This window comes from Haloarcula regularis (assembly GCF_029338315.1).
In the GTDB taxonomy this organism is placed as follows: Archaea; Halobacteriota; Halobacteria; order Halobacteriales; family Haloarculaceae; genus Haloarcula; species Haloarcula regularis.
The window spans coordinates 2,128,107-2,144,497 of sequence record NZ_CP119794.1; the positions used below are offsets into that span (position 1 = coordinate 2,128,107).

14 protein-coding genes and 3 pseudogenes are annotated in these 16,391 nt (G+C 68.6%); 11 read left to right on the forward strand and 6 right to left on the reverse strand.

All coding sequences use genetic code 11. The features are described 5' to 3' along the window. The gene (locus P1N55_RS11455) at positions 1 to 465 is read left to right on the forward strand and encodes a GNAT family N-acetyltransferase (RefSeq protein ID WP_276275730.1); all 465 of its coding nucleotides are present in this window, start codon (positions 1 to 3) and stop codon (positions 463 to 465) included. A 36-nt stretch (positions 466 to 501) separates the two neighbouring features. Here the strand turns inward: P1N55_RS11455 and P1N55_RS11460 are convergent, their stop codons facing one another. Beyond that, positions 502 to 804, reverse strand: coding sequence for a hypothetical protein (locus tag P1N55_RS11460; RefSeq protein ID WP_276275731.1), 303 nt, complete (start codon positions 802 to 804; stop codon positions 502 to 504). Positions 805 to 921: 117 nt separating this feature from the next. On the opposite strand from P1N55_RS11460, the gene prs reads away from it, so the two are divergent. Then, positions 922 to 1,776 (forward strand): ribose-phosphate diphosphokinase, encoded by an 855-nt coding sequence (prs, locus tag P1N55_RS11465; RefSeq protein ID WP_276275732.1) that lies wholly within the window; start codon positions 922 to 924, stop codon positions 1,774 to 1,776. Here prs and P1N55_RS11470 read toward each other — a convergent pair whose 3' ends face one another. The 3 genes and pseudogenes from P1N55_RS11470 to ileS all read right to left on the reverse strand — a co-directional run bounded on the left by P1N55_RS11470 (position 1,777) and on the right by ileS (position 6,994). Further along, positions 1,777 to 3,030 (reverse strand): MFS transporter, encoded by a 1,254-nt coding sequence (locus P1N55_RS11470; protein WP_276275733.1) that lies wholly within the window; start codon positions 3,028 to 3,030, stop codon positions 1,777 to 1,779. It lies immediately after the preceding gene. A 104-nt stretch (positions 3,031 to 3,134) separates the two neighbouring features. After that, entirely contained in the window at positions 3,135 to 3,569 is a 435-nt protein-coding gene (locus tag P1N55_RS11475; RefSeq protein WP_276275734.1) for an ester cyclase, read from the reverse strand. Between the two features lie 174 nt (positions 3,570 to 3,743). After that, positions 3,744 to 6,994 (reverse strand): annotated as a pseudogene (gene ileS / locus P1N55_RS11480) (isoleucine--tRNA ligase). 186 nt (positions 6,995 to 7,180) lie between these two features. On the opposite strand from ileS, the gene P1N55_RS11485 reads away from it, so the two are divergent. Beyond that, positions 7,181 to 9,832: a PAS domain S-box protein gene (locus P1N55_RS11485; protein ID WP_276275735.1), complete on the forward strand. Its 2,652-nt coding sequence runs from the start codon at positions 7,181 to 7,183 to the stop codon at positions 9,830 to 9,832. Positions 9,833 to 9,891: 59 nt separating this feature from the next. Next, the gene (locus P1N55_RS11490; RefSeq protein WP_276275736.1) at positions 9,892 to 10,386 is read left to right on the forward strand and encodes a DUF7344 domain-containing protein; all 495 of its coding nucleotides are present in this window, start codon (positions 9,892 to 9,894) and stop codon (positions 10,384 to 10,386) included. Here the strand turns inward: P1N55_RS11490 and P1N55_RS11495 are convergent. Beyond that, on the reverse strand, positions 10,350 to 10,520 hold the full coding sequence (locus tag P1N55_RS11495; RefSeq protein ID WP_276275737.1) for a DUF4177 domain-containing protein: 171 nt from the start codon (positions 10,518 to 10,520) through the stop codon (positions 10,350 to 10,352). The genes P1N55_RS11490 and P1N55_RS11495 overlap by 37 nt on opposite strands. A 103-nt stretch (positions 10,521 to 10,623) precedes the next feature. Between P1N55_RS11495 and proC the strand changes: the two genes are divergently transcribed. The 6 genes and pseudogenes from proC (at position 10,624) to P1N55_RS11525 (ending at position 15,671) form a co-directional block, all read left to right on the forward strand. Continuing rightward, positions 10,624 to 11,397 carry a pyrroline-5-carboxylate reductase gene (gene proC / locus P1N55_RS11500; RefSeq protein WP_276275738.1) on the forward strand — a complete coding sequence of 258 codons (774 nt, stop codon included), beginning with the start codon at positions 10,624 to 10,626 and terminating at the stop codon, positions 11,395 to 11,397. Beyond that, positions 11,390 to 12,223 (forward strand): glutamate 5-kinase, encoded by an 834-nt coding sequence (proB, locus tag P1N55_RS11505; RefSeq protein ID WP_276275739.1) that lies wholly within the window; start codon positions 11,390 to 11,392, stop codon positions 12,221 to 12,223. The genes proC and proB overlap by 8 nt, the downstream gene beginning before the upstream one ends. Then, positions 12,216 to 13,544 carry a glutamate-5-semialdehyde dehydrogenase gene (locus P1N55_RS11510; RefSeq protein WP_276275740.1) on the forward strand — a complete coding sequence of 443 codons (1,329 nt, stop codon included), beginning with the start codon at positions 12,216 to 12,218 and terminating at the stop codon, positions 13,542 to 13,544. Before proB ends, P1N55_RS11510 begins: the two co-directional genes overlap by 8 nt. Positions 13,545 to 13,555: 11 nt before the next feature. Continuing rightward, a pseudogene (locus tag P1N55_RS11515) lies at positions 13,556 to 14,170 on the forward strand (uracil-DNA glycosylase). A gap of 294 nt (positions 14,171 to 14,464) precedes the next feature. After that, positions 14,465 to 14,883: pseudogene (locus tag P1N55_RS11520) on the forward strand (HIT family protein). Between the two features lie 65 nt (positions 14,884 to 14,948). Then, positions 14,949 to 15,671: a ParA family protein gene (locus P1N55_RS11525; protein ID WP_276275741.1), complete on the forward strand. Its 723-nt coding sequence runs from the start codon at positions 14,949 to 14,951 to the stop codon at positions 15,669 to 15,671. Here the strand turns inward: P1N55_RS11525 and P1N55_RS11530 are convergent. Further along, positions 15,668 to 16,045: a universal stress protein gene (locus tag P1N55_RS11530; protein ID WP_276275742.1), complete on the reverse strand. Its 378-nt coding sequence runs from the start codon at positions 16,043 to 16,045 to the stop codon at positions 15,668 to 15,670. The genes P1N55_RS11525 and P1N55_RS11530 overlap by 4 nt on opposite strands. A gap of 140 nt (positions 16,046 to 16,185) precedes the next feature. Here P1N55_RS11530 and P1N55_RS11535 point away from each other — a divergent pair, with 140 nt between their 5' ends. After that, positions 16,186 to 16,350: a hypothetical protein gene (locus tag P1N55_RS11535; protein ID WP_276275743.1), complete on the forward strand. Its 165-nt coding sequence runs from the start codon at positions 16,186 to 16,188 to the stop codon at positions 16,348 to 16,350. Positions 16,351 to 16,391: the final 41 nt, after the last annotated feature.

Genomic DNA, 16,391 nt, shown 5'->3' on the forward strand with positions numbered 1-16,391 from the left:
ATGGAACTCGTCGAAGCCACGGCGGACGACCTCGACGCGCTCGCCGAGCGCTGGTACGCGCTGGCGGAGTCGATGACGGCGTATTCCGACCTGAACGAACTCGCCCCTGTCGAGACGGGCGACGTCGCCGACGCCTTCCGCGCGCACCTCGACGACGAGGAGACCACCGACTACCTCGTCGTCCACGACGGCGAGACCGTCGGCTTCCTGACGCTCCGTGAGGGACGCCACCCCTCGCGAGCGTACTCGCGATACATCCGCATCGTGAACCTCGCTATCGACGAGGGCGATCGGAACCGGGGCCACGGCACGGCCGTCGTCGAACGGGTGCGGGAACTGGCCCGAGAGCGAGGCTGTGACCACCTCAAGGTCTCCTGTGAGTGGGGCAACGAGGCGGCACGTCGGTTCTACCGCGACGCCGGCTTCCAGCCCAAGCAGGTCGACTACGCACAGGCGCTCGAGTGACTCGGGCGTACGTCGGTCACGGGCGAGTCGCAGCGGTCAGAACGGGAGCCGGTCCTGGAGGTGCTCGGCGAGCGACGTGCGCTCGGTTCCGTGCCACTGCATCTCGTGGGTCTGGCCCTTCCCGGCGCTCAGGAACGGGACGGTCGACTCCGGGTCGTCGTGGTACGCCTGCACCGCGTAGACGAGGTTCGTGCGGGCCGCCTTCTCGAACTCGCCGACGCCGCGACAGTCCGTCTCGGGGTCGACGGCGACCCACGTCATCCCCTCCGCGCCGCCGGGGAGTGGGTCGCCGGGTCGGTGCAGCAGCTCGGCCCGTTCGAAGATCGCGTCGGGGTCCATGGGAGAGATTGGCACGCGATCCTAAAGGCCGTTCCTCTTGGCGTGGTGCCGAAGGCTACAGCAGCGGAGAACGCTCGAATCGAAAAGTGGTTTAGCCCGGCCGGAGACCCATCGCACATGATTATCCCCGGCGCGGAGACACAGGCGTTCGCGGCGGCGCTGGCCGACGCCACCGGCGAGCGGCTGGGACGAGTGGAGTACGACCGGTTCGCCGACGGCGAGCACGTCGTCCGGGTGCCCGAGACCGTGGCGGGCGAGCGTGCGGTCGTCGTCGCCTCCACGGTCAACAGCGACGCGCACGTCCAGGTACTGCAGTTGCAGGACGCGGTCCGGGAGGCCGGTGCGAGCGAGGTGGTCACCGTCCTGCCGTACATGGGCTATGCCCGCCAGGACGAGGCGTTCCGGACGGGCGAACCGGTCTCCTCGCGGGCGATGGCACGGGCCATCTCGTCGGGGACCGACCGCGTGATCACGGTCAACCCCCACGAACCCGCAGTCTGTGACTTCTTCGACGTGCCGGCCACCCACGTCGACGCCGCGAGCGTGCTGGCCGACCCGCTGCCCGAGACGCTCGAGGACCCCCTGTTCCTCTCGCCGGATTCGGGCGCGATCGATCTCGCCGTGACGGTACGGGACGCCTACGGCGAGGGGGAGACGGACTACTTCGAGAAGGACCGTGACTACGACACCGGCGACATCGAGATCCGGCCGAGCGACGCGCCGGTCGAGGGCCGGGACGTCGTGCTGGTCGACGACATCATCGCCACCGGGTCGACGATGAGCGAATCGGTGGCCGTGCTGAACGAGCGGGACGCCCAGCGCGTCTACGTCACCTGCGTCCACCCGATGCTGACGAGCAACGCGCTGACGAAACTCTCGGTGGCTGGCGTCGAGGCCGTCGTCGGCACCGACACGCTGGAGCGGGCCGCGAGCGCGGTCAGCGCCGCGCCGGTCGTCGCCGAGGAACTGTAGTCACCACTGGGCCAGCCCGGTCCGCCCGTGCTGGTAGGTCAGGATGCCCAGGAAGGCCGCGACACCGGTGAACGCCGCCGCCGCGCCGAGGTAGAACACCCACTCCATGCCGACGTTCGTCGTGAGCCAGCCGCCGGCCAGCGGCGCGAGCACCGACCCGGGCCGCCAGACCAGCGACCGAACGCCGAAGCTGGAGGCGACGCCGTTGCCGGTCCCCTCGTCGGCAAAGAGCGCCATGCTGGCCGGCTCGCGGATGGAGTCGGCGACGCCGAGCAGGGCGTTCAGCGCCACCAGCGGCAGGAAGGCGGCCGTGAGCGTCCCGAAGAAGGGGAACGTCGCGGGGAGGTTCAACGCGGTTCCGATTGCGGGCGTAAAGGGGACCACGAGCGCGACGACGCCGTAACAGAGGCCGCCGGCGAAGACGAACCGCGCGCGGCCGAAGCGGTCCGAGAGGCCGCCCATGTAGGGCTGGGCGAGCATGTTGGTGAACTTCTCGGCGGCCAGCACGACGGCGACGGCCGTCGCCCCGTTGACGGCGGCGTTGAATCCCAGACCGCCCCGGGCGGCGGCGACGCCGGCGAAGATGGGGACCCAGGTCCGGACGAGCGTCACCGCGACGGCGTACTGGGCGCGGAAACTCGTGATGGTGAGGATGCGGCGGTTCATCGCCAGGTCGGCGAAGGCAAAGCCCTCGGTGGTGGTCTCGTCGGGGCCGACCCACCGCCAGACGGCGAGGAAGGCGCCGGCAGTGATGACCACGAGCAGCCCGAAGACGGCGTCGAAGCCGAACTGGTCGTACAGCAGGCCCGCCGAGAGCGACCCGCCGATGGCCGCCGCGAACCGCCAGGCGTTCGCCGTGCCGATTGTTGTACCCCGTTCGGTCTCGCGGGCGAGTTGCCCCACCAGCGCCAGGCTGAGCAGGCTGGCGACGGTGAACGCGACCCCCTGGAGGCCGCGGACGAAGACGAACTCCCAGCTCGAGCCCACGAGCGGGAAGAGCCCGTAGACGACAGTGGCGAGGCCGAGGCCGCCGAGCAAGAGCAGTCGCTTGTCGAACCGGTCACCGAGATACGAGACGGGGACGACGGCCCCGGTCTGTGCCAGCGTCAGTCCGGTGGCGAACATCCCCAGGACGAACCCCTGTGGGTCCAGCAGGTCGATGTACGTCGGCAGGAGCGTCAGCAGCGTCACGAAGCCGAAGGCGTTGGCGAACCGGGTGAGATACAGGGCGTAGAGTTCGCGGGAGGTGGTCACTGTCTCGGGCAAAGAGAGACCCTCTATAACGTGTTTCGAATCGTCGGAGGTGGGACAGCGAGGCCCACGGTCGGCCCGCTGTCGGAACCGCTGTTCCGGGTCGGTTACCGCTCGGGCATGTCGACGGCGCCCACCTGCTGCAACATGCCGAGCATGTCCGGCAGGACCCACCGCTCCGCGATCTTCCCGTCCTCGATGCGGGTAAAGACCATGTTCGAGACCTCGAATTCGTTCCCGGTCGGTTCGATGCCCATGAACGGCCCGTCGTGGGTCCCGCGTAACGTCACGCGCATCGCTACGGTGTCCCCTTCGGCGACGACGTCGTCGACGGTCGCCGAGAAGTCGCTGAACGCCCCGCGGATGGACTCCATCTGTTCACGGAACTCCGCCCGACTCTCTATCTCCCCGAGCGGACTGTGGTCGGCGAGATCCACGGCGCAGATGGTGTCGATGAGGTCGAGGTCGCCCGCCGTCGCGACGGCCTCGGGAATCTGTCGCGCGATCCGCTTGTTGTCTGTGAGTGTTGGTGCTGATGCCATTGGCTCCTCCTGGACGCTCTCTGCGACGTGTCGCTCCGCACAACGAGTCAGCGCGAGCGAGCGCTGAGGTGTCCCTACGCTCTGTGACCACCTAACAGTAGTCACAGAAAACGTGCCGGTCACAGCACATATTGTTCCCGGACGTGCCCGGTCGAACCACTGCTCGCGCCGCGCTCAGTCCGACGCTTCGGCCGTCGACACCGGGCTGATGGCAATCTCCATCTCGGTTTCTTCGACTTCCCAGGTCTTACGATGACCATCCTCGATGGTACGGAACTCGTCGGCACGAACCTCCTCCATGATGAGGTCCTCGTGGGCGCGAACGAGGTCAGCCACGCGGTCGTCCGAAACGTCGAGGTCGACGGCGATGCGCGCCTCGATCTCCAGGTCGAGGTCCTTGCGCATCTCCTGGACGCGGCGGATGACCTCGCGGGCGTAGCCCTCGCTCTCGATGTCCTCGGTGAGCGCGGTGTCGACGTAGACGACGCCGCCGCCGTCCAGCGCGCTGAACTCGGTGCCGGTGACGCCGTCGGGGGTCTCCCGGCGGAAGGTCACCATTTCGTCGGTCAACTCGACGGGCTCGCCAAGGGTCGCCTCGACAGAACCTTCGAGGGCATCGATCGACGGGTCGTCGATGCGGGCCTCGTTGAACGCCTGCATCACGCGGCCGGCGTCGTCGCCGAAGGCCGGGCCGAGTTCGCTCATGTCGGCCTCGGCGGAGTAGTGGAGTTCCCCCCACGTCTCGTCGGGGCCGACGACCTCGACCGCGCGGGCGTTGAGGCGCTCGCCGATGATACCTTCCTGGGCACGAACCGCGTCGGCGACGGCCTCGCTGTCGACGTCGACGACGACGCGGGTGACCGGCCAGCGCAGTTTGCGCTCGGCCTGCTGGCGGGCGTTGGACCCCGCCTCCTCGACCTCGCGGACGACCTCGATCTCCTCCTCCAGCTGCGGGTCGCGCAGGTCCGCGTCGGCCTCGGGCCAGTCGCACATGTGGACCGTCGGATGGCCCGACGCCCCGGTGAGCGCGCCGTAGACCTCCTCGGCGACGAACGGCGTGAACGGTGCGAACAGGGCGGCGACCTCCTCGAGGACGCGGTAGAGCGTGGCGTAGGCGGCCAGTTTCGAGTCGCTGTCCTCCTCTTCCCACATCCGCTCGCGGACGACCTGGATGTAGAACCGTGAGACGTCCTCGACGACGAACTCCAGCAGTTCGCCGGCAGCCTTGTCGTTCTCGAAGTCGTCCATGTGCTCGGTCATCGCCTGTTCGACGCTCTGGAGGCGGGAGAGGACCCACTCGTCAGCGAGTTCGAGGTCGTCGCGGACGTCCGCGAGCGTGGTCGCTTCGGGGTCGAAGTCGTCGGCGCGCATGTACGGCAGAAGCGCGCGACGTTCCAGAGGATGTTGAGCCGGCGCTGCATCTCCTGAGTCTCCTCCCAGGAGAAGTTCATGTCCTGCCCCTGGGCGCTGACCGAGAGCAGGAACAGCCGCATCGGGTCCCGGCCGTGCTTCTCGATGACCTCGTGAGGGTCGACGAGGATGCCCTTGGACTTTGACATCCCCCGGCCGTCGGGCATGTTGGCGTAGCCGTGCATCAACACCTGCTTGTAGGGAATCTCGCCCATCGCGGCGGTGCTCATGCCCAGTTGCGACCAGAACCACCCGCGGGTCTGGTCGTGGGCCTCCATGATGAGGTCGGCGGGCCACAGTTCCTCGAACGCCTCGGCCTCCTGGGGATAGTCGAGCGTGCCCCACGTCGCCACCGACGAGTCGAGCCAGACGTCGAAGACGTCGGGGACGCGCGTGTAGGTCGTGCCGTCCTCGGTGATGGTTAGGTCGTCGACCGTGCCCTTGTGGAGGTCGACGCTCTCGGGGTCGACGTCCTGGTCGACGCGCTCGGCGAGTTCCTCGCGGTCGCCGACGACGATAGCGTCGTCCATGTCGCCCGACCAGTCCTCTGGAAGCCAGATGGGGATCGGAATCCCCCAGTAGCGCTGGCGCGAGACGTTCCAGTCGGGGGCGTCCTCGACGAAGTCACGGAAGCGGTTGTCCCGGGCCCACTGCGGATACCACTCGCTGTCCTCGATGTTCGCCAGCAGTTCGTCTTTGATGTCGGTGACCGTGATGAACCACTGGTCGGTGACGATGCGGACGATGCCCGTGTCACAGCGCCAGCAGTGGCCCTCGTTGACGGTGTAGCCCGACTCGCTGGCCAGCAGGTACCCCTTCGAATCGAGGTCGGCGATGACGTCGTCGTTGGCGTCCCGGACGAACGTGCCCTCGTAGGCACCAGCCTGTTCGGTGTAGACGCCGTCGCTGCCGACCGGACAGAAGATCTCGAGGCCGAGTTCCTGGCCGCGCTCGAAGTCCTCCTCACCGTGGCCGGGTGCGGAGTGGACGAGGCCGGTCTGGTCCTCGGCGTCGACGTAGTCGGCGGTGTAGACCTGCAGCGCCCCCTCGCCGCTGGCGTGGTCCGGGACTTCGTCGGCCAGCGGGTGGTCGTATTTCCATCCAGTCATCTCCTCGCCGGTCACTTCGTCGACGACCTCGTAGTCCTCGTACCGCCCCGTCTTGAGAACCTCCTCGACGCGCGGTTCGGCGACGTACAGCACCTCTTCCTCGCCGTCCTTCTGGGCGCGGACGCCCTGGTAGGTCACGTCGCCGTCGACGGCGACGAAGGTGTTGGCGGGGATGGTCCACGGCGTGGTGGTCCAGATGACGAGGTACGCCTCGCTGCTCGCGGCTTCGTCGCTCGCTCCGTCCGAGGCCTCCCGCCGGTCGGCCTCGCGCAGCGGGAACTTGACGTAGATAGACGGCTTGCCGACCTCCGAGCGTTCGACCTCGTTGTTGGCGATGGCTGTCTCACACCGGGGACATTGATTGATCGAGCGCATCCCCTGCTCGACCAGGCCGCGCTCGTGAGCGCGCTGGAAGCCCCACCAGGCGGCCTCCATGTACTCCGGATTCACTGTCTTGTAGGGGTCGTCCCAGTCCATCCAGACCCCGAAGTCCTGGAAGTCGCTCTGGAGGCCCTCGAGTTGCTCCTCGGCGAAGGCCTTGCACTCGTCGATGAAGTTCTCCTCGCCGAAGGCCTCGATGTCCTTCTTGTTCTCGAAGTCCAGGCGCTCCTCGACCTTGGTCTCGATTGGCAGGCCGTGCATGTCGTAGCCCGGCCGGTCGGTCACGTCGTAGCCCCGCATCCGCAGGTAGCGGATGTAGAGGTCCTTCAGCGTCTTGTTCCACGTCGTCCCCATGTGGGCGGCCCCGGAGGTGTAGGGCGGCCCGTCGACGAAGAAGTACGTCTCCCCGTCCTCTCGGTGGGCTTTCGTCTGCTCGTAGGCGTCGACGTCGTCCCAGTACTCGAAGACGCCGTTCTCGACGTCCTCGGGGTCGTACTGGTCGTCGACCGCGGCGAACCGTTCCATACCCGGGGTAATCCGCGCCGGCAATAAAGGACAATCGGTTAGTCACGCGGTGACTCGGCCGTCGGCCCCACAGCGGCAACGGTTATTAGGTGTGAGCAGTAGAGTATGTTTACTAGATTGATATTATGTGGGTCGAACAGCCAGGGACGAACAGCGGCGAGATAGCACGGCGGGGGCGGGCCGACCGTGGATAGCGACAGGGCGGTCAGCGACGACGTGCGAAGCGGCGCGGACGCGCCGGCGTGCGTACTCGTGACAGACAGCCGGGGGGACGTCGTCTGGACCTCGCCGGAGGCGACGCGTGTCTTCGACGACGCCCGGGAACCGGTCGCGGAGGACGAGATCGTCCGGCGGGTCCTCGGGATGGTCGACGACGGGACGGGATCGACTCAGCGGGACGGCCCCCACGAGGTGACCGTCACCGCCGCCGACGGCGCCCAGTACGACCTCGCCGTGACCGCGACGACGCTCGCCGACGGCGACGGAGGGACCGTCTATCACTGTCGCCGCACCGACGCGATGTCGGTCCCGCTCGACCGAGTGCTCTCGCGGGTCACCGACGGCGTCATCGCGCTGGACACCGAGTGGCGCTACACGTACGTCAACGACGCCGCCGAGGCGCTGCTCGGGACCCCCGAGTCGGAGCTGCTCGGTGACGTCATCTGGGAGCGGTTCCCCTCGACGGCCGGGTCCGAGCTCCAGCGGGCCTTCGAGGCGGCAATCGAGACAAACGAGCCCGTCTCGCTGGAGTGGCAGTGGCCCCGCACCGAGGGCTGGTACGAGATCCGCGCGTTCCCCTCCGAGACCGGCCTGTCGATGTACGTCCAGGACATCACCGAGAAGAAAGCACGGACGGAGGCGCTCAGAGACGAACGGGACCTGACCGAACAGCTCCTGCAGTCAACCCCGGTGGGCATCGCCGTCCACAAGCCCGACGGGACGTTCGTCAGACTCAACGAGCGCGCCGAGGAGATCCTCGACATCGACCGGGAGGAACTGGTCGGCACGCCACTCGAAGAACAGATGTGGGACGCCATGGGACCGGACGGGCAGCCGTTCCCCGACGAGGAGTTTCCGTTCAACGTCGCCCGCCGGACCGGCGAGCAGACGATGGGGACCGAGATGCAGCTCAGGACCGCCGCGGGCGAGCGGACCTGGGTGTCGGTCAGCGCGACGCCGGTGAAAGCCGACGACGGACGGGTAGAGCGTATCGTCGTGGCGTTCGAGGACATCAGCGAGCAGAAACAGTACCAGCAGGAACTGGAGGAAAGCGAGACGCTGTTCCGGGCGGTCTTCGAGGGGACGCTCGACGCCCTGATTCTGGCCGACGACGACGGGACCTACCTCGAGGTCAACGAGGCGGCCTGTGAGCTGTTCGGCCGCGACGAGGACGAGCTGGTCGGCCACAACGTCGCCGAGTTCGCACCCCCGGGCTACGACGTCGAGGCCGCCTGGGCGGCGTTCTTAGAGCAGGGAACTCTGGAGGGCGAGTTCCCGGTCGTCCAGCCGGACGGCGAGACGCGCATGGCCGACTTCGCCGCGACGGCGAACGTCCGCCCGGGTCAGCACATCTCGGCGCTGCGGGATATCACCGAGCGCAAGGCGGCCGAACGCGAACTGGAGGCCCAGCGCAACGAGCTCGAGCGGCTGAACCGCATCAACGAGCTCATCCGCGAGACGAACCAGGTGGTCGCCGCGGCGACGGACCGCGAGACCATCGAGGCGGCCGTCTGTGGAGTCTTCGCCGAGTCGGACAGCTACCCGGTCGCCGCCACCTGCAACGTGGCCGTCGACGGGACGGTCGACATCGAGCACATCGCCGGGCTGTCCGTCGACGCGTTCGAGACGGTGTGTGCGGCGGGCGAGGAGACCGTCGAGTCCGCCATCGTCACCGCCGCGATGGAGGGTGAGGCCGCCGTCGTCACCGGACTCTCCGACCCGGAGCGCCACTCGGCGGCCCTCCGCGCGGCGACGACTGGACACGACATCAGCGCGATCGGTGCCATCCCCATTCTCTACGACGGCCTCGTCTCGGGCGTCCTGACCGTGGGCGCGACGGACGACGAGGCGTTCAGCGACCGCGAGCTGGAGGTGTTCGTCGAGCTCGGCCAGATACTCGGGGCCGCCATCGACGCCGTCGAGACGAAGCGACTCCTCCACGCGAGCGTCTTCCTCGAGCTCGACATCGGGGTCCGCTCGGCCACGGAACCCCTCGTCGCGATGAGCGCCCACCTCGACGGGCCGGTCAGCTTAAAGAGCGTGGTCCCGGCCGCGGACGGTCGGTACCTCCTGTACGTCGACGTCGGGTCCCTCGACACCGACACGTTCGAGGGGGTCGCGGCCGACACCGAGTGCGTCGACGCGGTGCGAGCGCTCGCGGATGAGCCCCGGCGGCTCTTCGAAGTCCGGGTCACCGACGCGCCGGTCGTCGACGCCCTCCTCGACGCCGGCGGGCGAATCCGGGGAGCGACGTTCGAACACGGCACCGGGCGGTTCACCGTCGACGTCATGCTCGACACCGACGTGCGCGCGTACCTCGACCAGGTCAAGCAGGCCGGCCACGACGTGACCCTGCTGACGAAGCGGGAGGTAGAACGAGCCACGCCGAGGACCTGGTCGGTCACCGACGGGAGCGACGGGTTGACCGAGCGACAGCGGACCGTCCTGGAGGCCGCGTACCGCTCGGGGTACTTCGACTGGCCGCGCCGGCGGACCACGGGCGAGGAGCTTGCCGACTCGCTCGACATCGCCTCCTCGACGCTCCACCAGCACCTCCGGGTCGCCACGGGGAAGGTCCTCGACGAGTACTTCTCCCTGCCGTCGAGCCTCCGCGAGTGAGCCGGTGCCGGATAGTTCCGGTAGTTGGTTGATGCCGGTCGGCCGTCTCAGTGCACTCGATGACTGTTCGACATCCACCGCCCAGGGCGACCACGGGTGACGCCTGGGACATCCTCGGCAGTTACCGCCGTCGACTGGTCCTCGCCGTCGTGAGCGAGCGCGACGGTGGCATCCACCGGACGGCGCTGGCCCGCCACGTCGTCGCCAGCGAGGCCGAGCGACCGGTCGACGCCGTCACGCAGGCGGAGTGGCGGGCGGTCGAGATACGGCTCCACCACGTCGACCTCCCACGGCTCGCCGCCGCCGGCCTCGTCCACTACGACGCCGAGGACGGCCACGTCGAGAGCGACGACCCGCCCTGGAGGGGGGCGAATGGCTCGAGATGCCCGTCGTCGAGGCGCTCAGAGAGTGGAACGGCTACGAGTAGTCGGGGGAGAGCCGGCGACGACAGTCTCGGGGTATCCCGACGGGGAGCAGTCCGACAGGCGGGGGCGAGAGACGCCGATCACGCGCGCGGTTACGCCTCGCGCTTGAGCACGAGCGCGGCCGTCTGACCGCTCTTCTCGGTTATCGGTGCGACGACCTCCCAGCCGTCGGCGCCCAGCTCGTTCAGCTGCTCCTCGGGAACGGTGCTGGAACCGAACAGCCCCGTGTCGACGTCGAGAACGCGGTACTCGAAGGTGGGCATACAGTCGTCGGTGTCGGCGTCTCGGAAAAAAGGTCTTGTGCCGCCGCCGAGCGCGAGATGAAAACACAGTTAGTCTTTGCATCTCCTGAAGGTGAGTAAGAACATGGTACGTACGTGTGTCATCGGCTGTGGAAACATGGGCAGCGCCCTGGTCAGGGGACTCGACAAGGCGGGCGGCCACTCCGTCATCGCCGTCGACCTCGATCCGGACGCGCTGGCCGCCGTCGCGGACTACTGCGAGGAGACGACCGACGACCTCTCGCGGGCGAGCGAGGCCGACGTGGTGTTCGTCGCGGTCAAGCCCGACATCGTGGAGGCGGTGCTGGACGGACTCGACCTCTCGGCGGACCAGACGCTGGTCACCATCGCCGCCGGCGTCCCCACGGACTTCGTCGAGCCGCGAACCGACGCCACCGTCGTCCGCATCATGCCGAACCTGGCGGCGGAGACCCGCGACATGGCGACCGCCGCGACGGGCGACGTGACCGACGAGGTCCGCGAGCTGCTCGACGACGTCGGCGAGTTCGCCGAGGTCGAGGAGGCACAGATGGACATCGCGACCGCCGTCAACGGGAGTGGCCCCGCCTTCGTCTTCTACTTCATCAAGGCCATGACCGAGGCGGCCATCGCGGGCGGCATGGACCACGAGGAGGCCCAGCTGCTGTCGGCCCAGACGTTCAAGGGCGCCGCCGAGACCGTCGTGCAGGACGACCGCACCGCCGACGAACTCATCGACGCGGTCTGCTCGCCCAACGGGACGACCATCGAGGGCATGGAGGTACTCTGGGACAGCGGCGCCGACCAGGCCCTGAAAGACGCCGTCGCCGCGGCCGAGCGGCGGTCGAAGGAGCTGGCGGCCGCCTTCGACGATGACTGACGCCGTCGACGCCGCGACGGTGTCGAACGCGCGTCGACTCGCTGCCGACGCCCAGCGGGTCATCGTCAAGGCCGGGACGAACTCACTGACCGACGAGGACTCGAACTTAGACGACGCGAAACTCGACAAACTCGTCGACGACATCGAGGACCTGCTCTCCCGGGGCAAGGAGGTGCTGCTGGTCTCCTCGGGGGCCGTCGGGGCCGGCATCGGCCGGGTCGGCCACGAAAGCGGGACCCTGGAGGAGTCACAGGCGCTCTCGACGGTCGGCCAGAGCCACCTGATGCACCGCTACACCGAGAGTTTCGCCCGCTACGACCGCAAGGTCGCCCAGATACTCATCACCGAACACGACCTCGACAACCCCGAGCGGTTCACCAACTTCCGCAACACCATCGAGACGCTGCTGGACTGGGGCATCGTCCCCATCATCAACGAGAACGACGCCGTCGCGACCGAGGAACTTCGCATCGGCGACAACGACATGATCTCGGCCTCCATCGCCATCGGCGTCGAGGTGGACCTGCTGGTGACCCTGACCGACGTCGGCGGCGTCTACACGGACAACCCCAAGGAGAACCCCGACGCCGAGCGCATCGAGGTGGTCGGCGAGAACTACGACGAGATAGAGCACATCGTCTCGTCGAGCTCGACGGGCGGGTTCGGGGGCATCCAGACGAAAGTCTCCGGAGCGCGGGACGTCAGCGAACACGGCATCCCCGCGGTCATTGCCGAGTCGACCGAGCCCGACGTGCTCCGGAAGGTCGCCGACGCCGAATCGGTGGGCACAATATTCGTCCCGATAAACGGTGACACAGATGACTGAGACGACCGAACAGCAGGTCGAGGCCGCACAGTCCGCAGCCCTACGGCTCGCCAACGTCGACGCCGACGAGCGCGACGCGGCGCTCGCGGCCATCGCCGACGCCCTCCGCGAGAACAGCGAGGCCATCCTCGCGGCCAACGACGCGGACGTCGCGGCCGCCGAGGAGCTGCTCGCCGAGGGCGAGTACACCCAGGCGCTGGTCGACCGGCTCAAACTCGACGAGGGCAAACTCGAGTCCATCGCCGGGATGGTCGAGTCCGTCGCCGAGCAGGACGACCCCCTCGGGAAGACCCTCGCGGCCCGCGAACTCGACGAGGACCTCGAGCTGTACAAGGTCGCGGTCCCGATCGGCGTCGTCGGGACCATCTTCGAGTCCCGGCCCGACGCGCTGGTCCAGATCGCCGCACTCGCCCTGAAGTCGGGCAACGCCGTCATCCTCAAGGGCGGCAGCGAGGCCAGCGAATCGAATCGGGTGCTCTACGAGACGATCCTCGAGGCCACCGAAGACCTCCCCGACGGCTGGGCGACGCTCATCGAGGCCCACGAGGAGGTCGACGCGCTGCTCGAGATGGACGACAAGGTGGACCTCGTGATGCCACGGGGCTCCTCGGACTTTGTCTCCTACATCCAGGACAACACCCAGATCCCCGTCCTGGGTCACACCGAAGGGGTCTGTCACGTCTACGTCGACGACGAAGCCGACCTCGAGATGGCCGCGGACGTCGCCTTCGACGCGAAGGTCCAGTACCCGGCGGTCTGTAACGCCGTCGAGACGCTGCTGGTGAACGAGGCCGTCGCCGACGCGTTCCTGCCCGAGATGGTCGAGCGCTACGAGGACGCTGGCGTCACGCTCCGCGGCGACGAGGCGACCCGCGAGGTGGTCGACGTCGACCCCGCGACCGACGACGACTGGGCGACCGAGTACGGCGACCTCGAACTCTCGATCAAGGTCGTCTCGGACGTCTACGAGGCCATCGACCACGCCAACACCTTCGGCTCGAAGCACACCGAGTCCATCGTCACCGAGAATCCCGACCACGCCGAGGCGTTCATGACCGGCATCGACGCCGCCAGCGTCTTCCACAACGCCTCGACGCGCTTCGCCGACGGCTACCGCTACGGCCTCGGTGCCGAGGTCGGCATCTCGACGGGCAAGATCCACGCCCGCGGGCCGGTCGGCCTGGAGGGGCTGACGACCTACAAGTACTACCTGGAGGGAGACGGCCAGCTCGTCGCCTCATACGCCGGCGAGGACGCGCTGCCCTTTACCCACCGCGAGTTCGACGGCGAGTGGCACCCCGGCCATCTGGCAGACGAGTAGGCGACCCTTCGATGGAGCTTCCCGCGAGGGACAACCGTAACGCACTCGCCGACGACTGTCGGCGTTGTTCGGAACTTTCGGAGAGCCGGACCTGTATCTCGTGGGGGAACGGCCCGCTCGACGCCGAGGTGGTCGTGGTCGGGGAGGCGCCCGCCGCCGGTGACCCCGAGGCCGACCGGTGGCGCGGCGGCAACCTGACCGGGATGGCCTACACCTCCCGCCAGTCGGGCCGAAAGATTCGCCGCGTGCTCGACGACGCCGGGTTCGGGCCCGACGAGTGCTACTAAACGAACGCGGTGAAGTGCCATCCGCCGGGCAACCGCGACCCGACCGACGCGGAACTGGCGAACTGCCAGCCGTATCTCGTCGAGGAAGTCGAGACGGTGGCACCCCGAGCGGTCCTCACGACCGGGAGACACGCCACCCGAACCGTGCTCGCGCTCGACGGCGAATCGCTGGACGGGTTCCTCGATGGCGTGCTGGAGCCGCGGCGGAGCGAGGCGCTCGGCGTCCCCGTGGTGCCGCTCTTGCACCCCAGTTACCAGGAGGTCTGGCTGTCGCGGCTCGGATTTTCCCGCGAGGGATACGTCGAGGAAATCGCTGCCGTGGTGGCAGAAACCGCCTGACCGTCGCCCACCGACCAGCCGCCACGGGCGGGACTGAAAGGCAGCGAGGGACCTCCGGTCCCTCGGGCCGTGCGAACGGGCACTGTGTGCCCGTGAGCAGAGGCCGCCGTCTCGACGAACCCGGACGACGGAAGGACCACAGGAGTGAGCGACGCGAACGACGAGGACCGCAGCGAGTCCCGGGAGTCGAGACGGCGGGGGCTTTCTGGCTGTATACAGATGCGGTCGCGTAACCAAGCACCACCTCACGTTCCGGGGCCAACCTTGATGAGAGCGCCACCCCACCGCCCACACATGGACGATTGCATCTTCTGCCAGATCGTCGCTGGCGACATCCCGAGCCGGACCGTCTACGAGGACGACGACGTACTGGCGTTCCTCGATGCCAACCCGCTGGCGCCGGGCCACACGCTCGTCATCCCGAAGGCCCATCACGAGCGGTTGAACGACCTGCCCGCGGACGTCGGGAGCGCGGTGTTCGCTGCGGTGCACGAACTGACCCCGGCCGTCGAGGACGCCGTCGACGCATCCGCGAGCACCGTCGCGTTCAACAACGGCGAGGCAGCGGGCCAGGAGGTCCCCACGTCCACGGCCACATCGTCCCGCGGTTCGAGGATGACGGCGGACGTCCCATCCACGCGCTGGTCAGCGAACGACCCGACCTGAGCGACGCGGCACTCGACGACATCGCCGACGCCATCGCGGGCCACTAAATTCTGGGTCGGTTATCGCGAAAGAATCCGCACCTTTTTGTCGGAAGCCGGTCCCCACGTCGCCCATGGGGGTATCCACACTCGCACTCGTGGGTGCGACGGGCGGTGCAGGCACCACGACGGTCGCGGTCGAACTGGCGGCGACGCTCTCCCGGGCGGGCCGGACGGTTGCCGTCGTCGACGCCGCGTTCGCCACACAGGGGCTCTCGACGTACGTCTCGGGGCGCATCGACGGCGATGTGACGGCGGTCGCGACCGGAGCGGTGCCGGTCGAGGAGGCGCTGTACGACCTGGGGTTCGAGACGCCGGGGGAGACGCTTGCCGTGCCGGCACACGCGTCCTTCGAGCGCCTGGCCCGCGCGAAGGCACCGGAGCACGCACAGCGCTTCGAGTCGCTGGTCGCGGACCTCACGGACCGGGCCGACCACGTCCTGGTGGACGTCCCGCCTGTGGCGGCCAACCAGGCCGTCGCCGCCGTCACGGCGGCGTCGCGGCGGGCGCTAATCGTCCCGGCGACGCGTCGGGGCGCGGATCTGTTCCCGCGACAGCAGGGCCGCCTGCGGGACCTGGGCGCCCCGGCCGATACCGTCGTGGCGACGCGGACCGACGCCGATGACGCGGTCGAGGTCCCGGACGCCGACCACGACCTGCCGGTCGCAACAGGTGACCCGCTCCAACCGACGTCGCTGGATCCGGAGACCGACCTCGCGCCGGCGGCGGCCGACCTGGCCGAGGGGACGCTGGACGTCTCGCTCGGCCTCGAGTTCCCCGACGGGGGGTGGCTCTAGAGGGACGGCAGCGGCACGACCACGACCGGCCGGTCCGCCGCCACGAGCAGCGCCCGCGCCGTCGACCCGACGCCCTCGCTGTCGGCGGTCCCGCGGTGGGCACCGAGCAGAATCTCGTCGGGGTCGTGGGCCTCGATAGCCGCGCGTATCTCGGGCACGGGATCGCCGTCGCGGATCTCGGTCGTCGGCGCCAGCGCTGCGAGCCGCGAGCGGGCGACGTTGACGGCGTCGCCGGCGTCACGCTGTGGGGCGTCGGGGTCACGGACGCCCACGACGACGACGTCGTCCGTCGCCGGGTCGGCACGGGCTGTCAGGTAGTCGGCCGCCGCCGCGGTCACGTGGACCGACGACGTGGCGACGAGGAAGTCGGTCATGCCCGCCGTTGGCGGGCCGGCGGCTTCGTCGTTTCGACCGGGCGGGGCGTGCCGGCAGTGGTATACAGATAGCGGCGGCGCCGCCCGAGGCGAATACACGTAGCGAGGAACGAGTTGCCCGCGGCGACCGAAGCCGAGGTGTGTCGACGACAGCGACCCCGCCCCGGACGCGGTACGTCTGCCCGCTCTGTGAACGGACCTTCGACCGCCCGCACGCGTCGTGTCCCCACTGCGACAGCACGCTGGTGGTGCCCCTCGAGAACCGGTCGGTCTACGCGTCGATCCTGCCCATGTGCGGGAAGTAGCGCCGGCGGAGTCGGCCCACCGACGAGTTTACATACGCGCC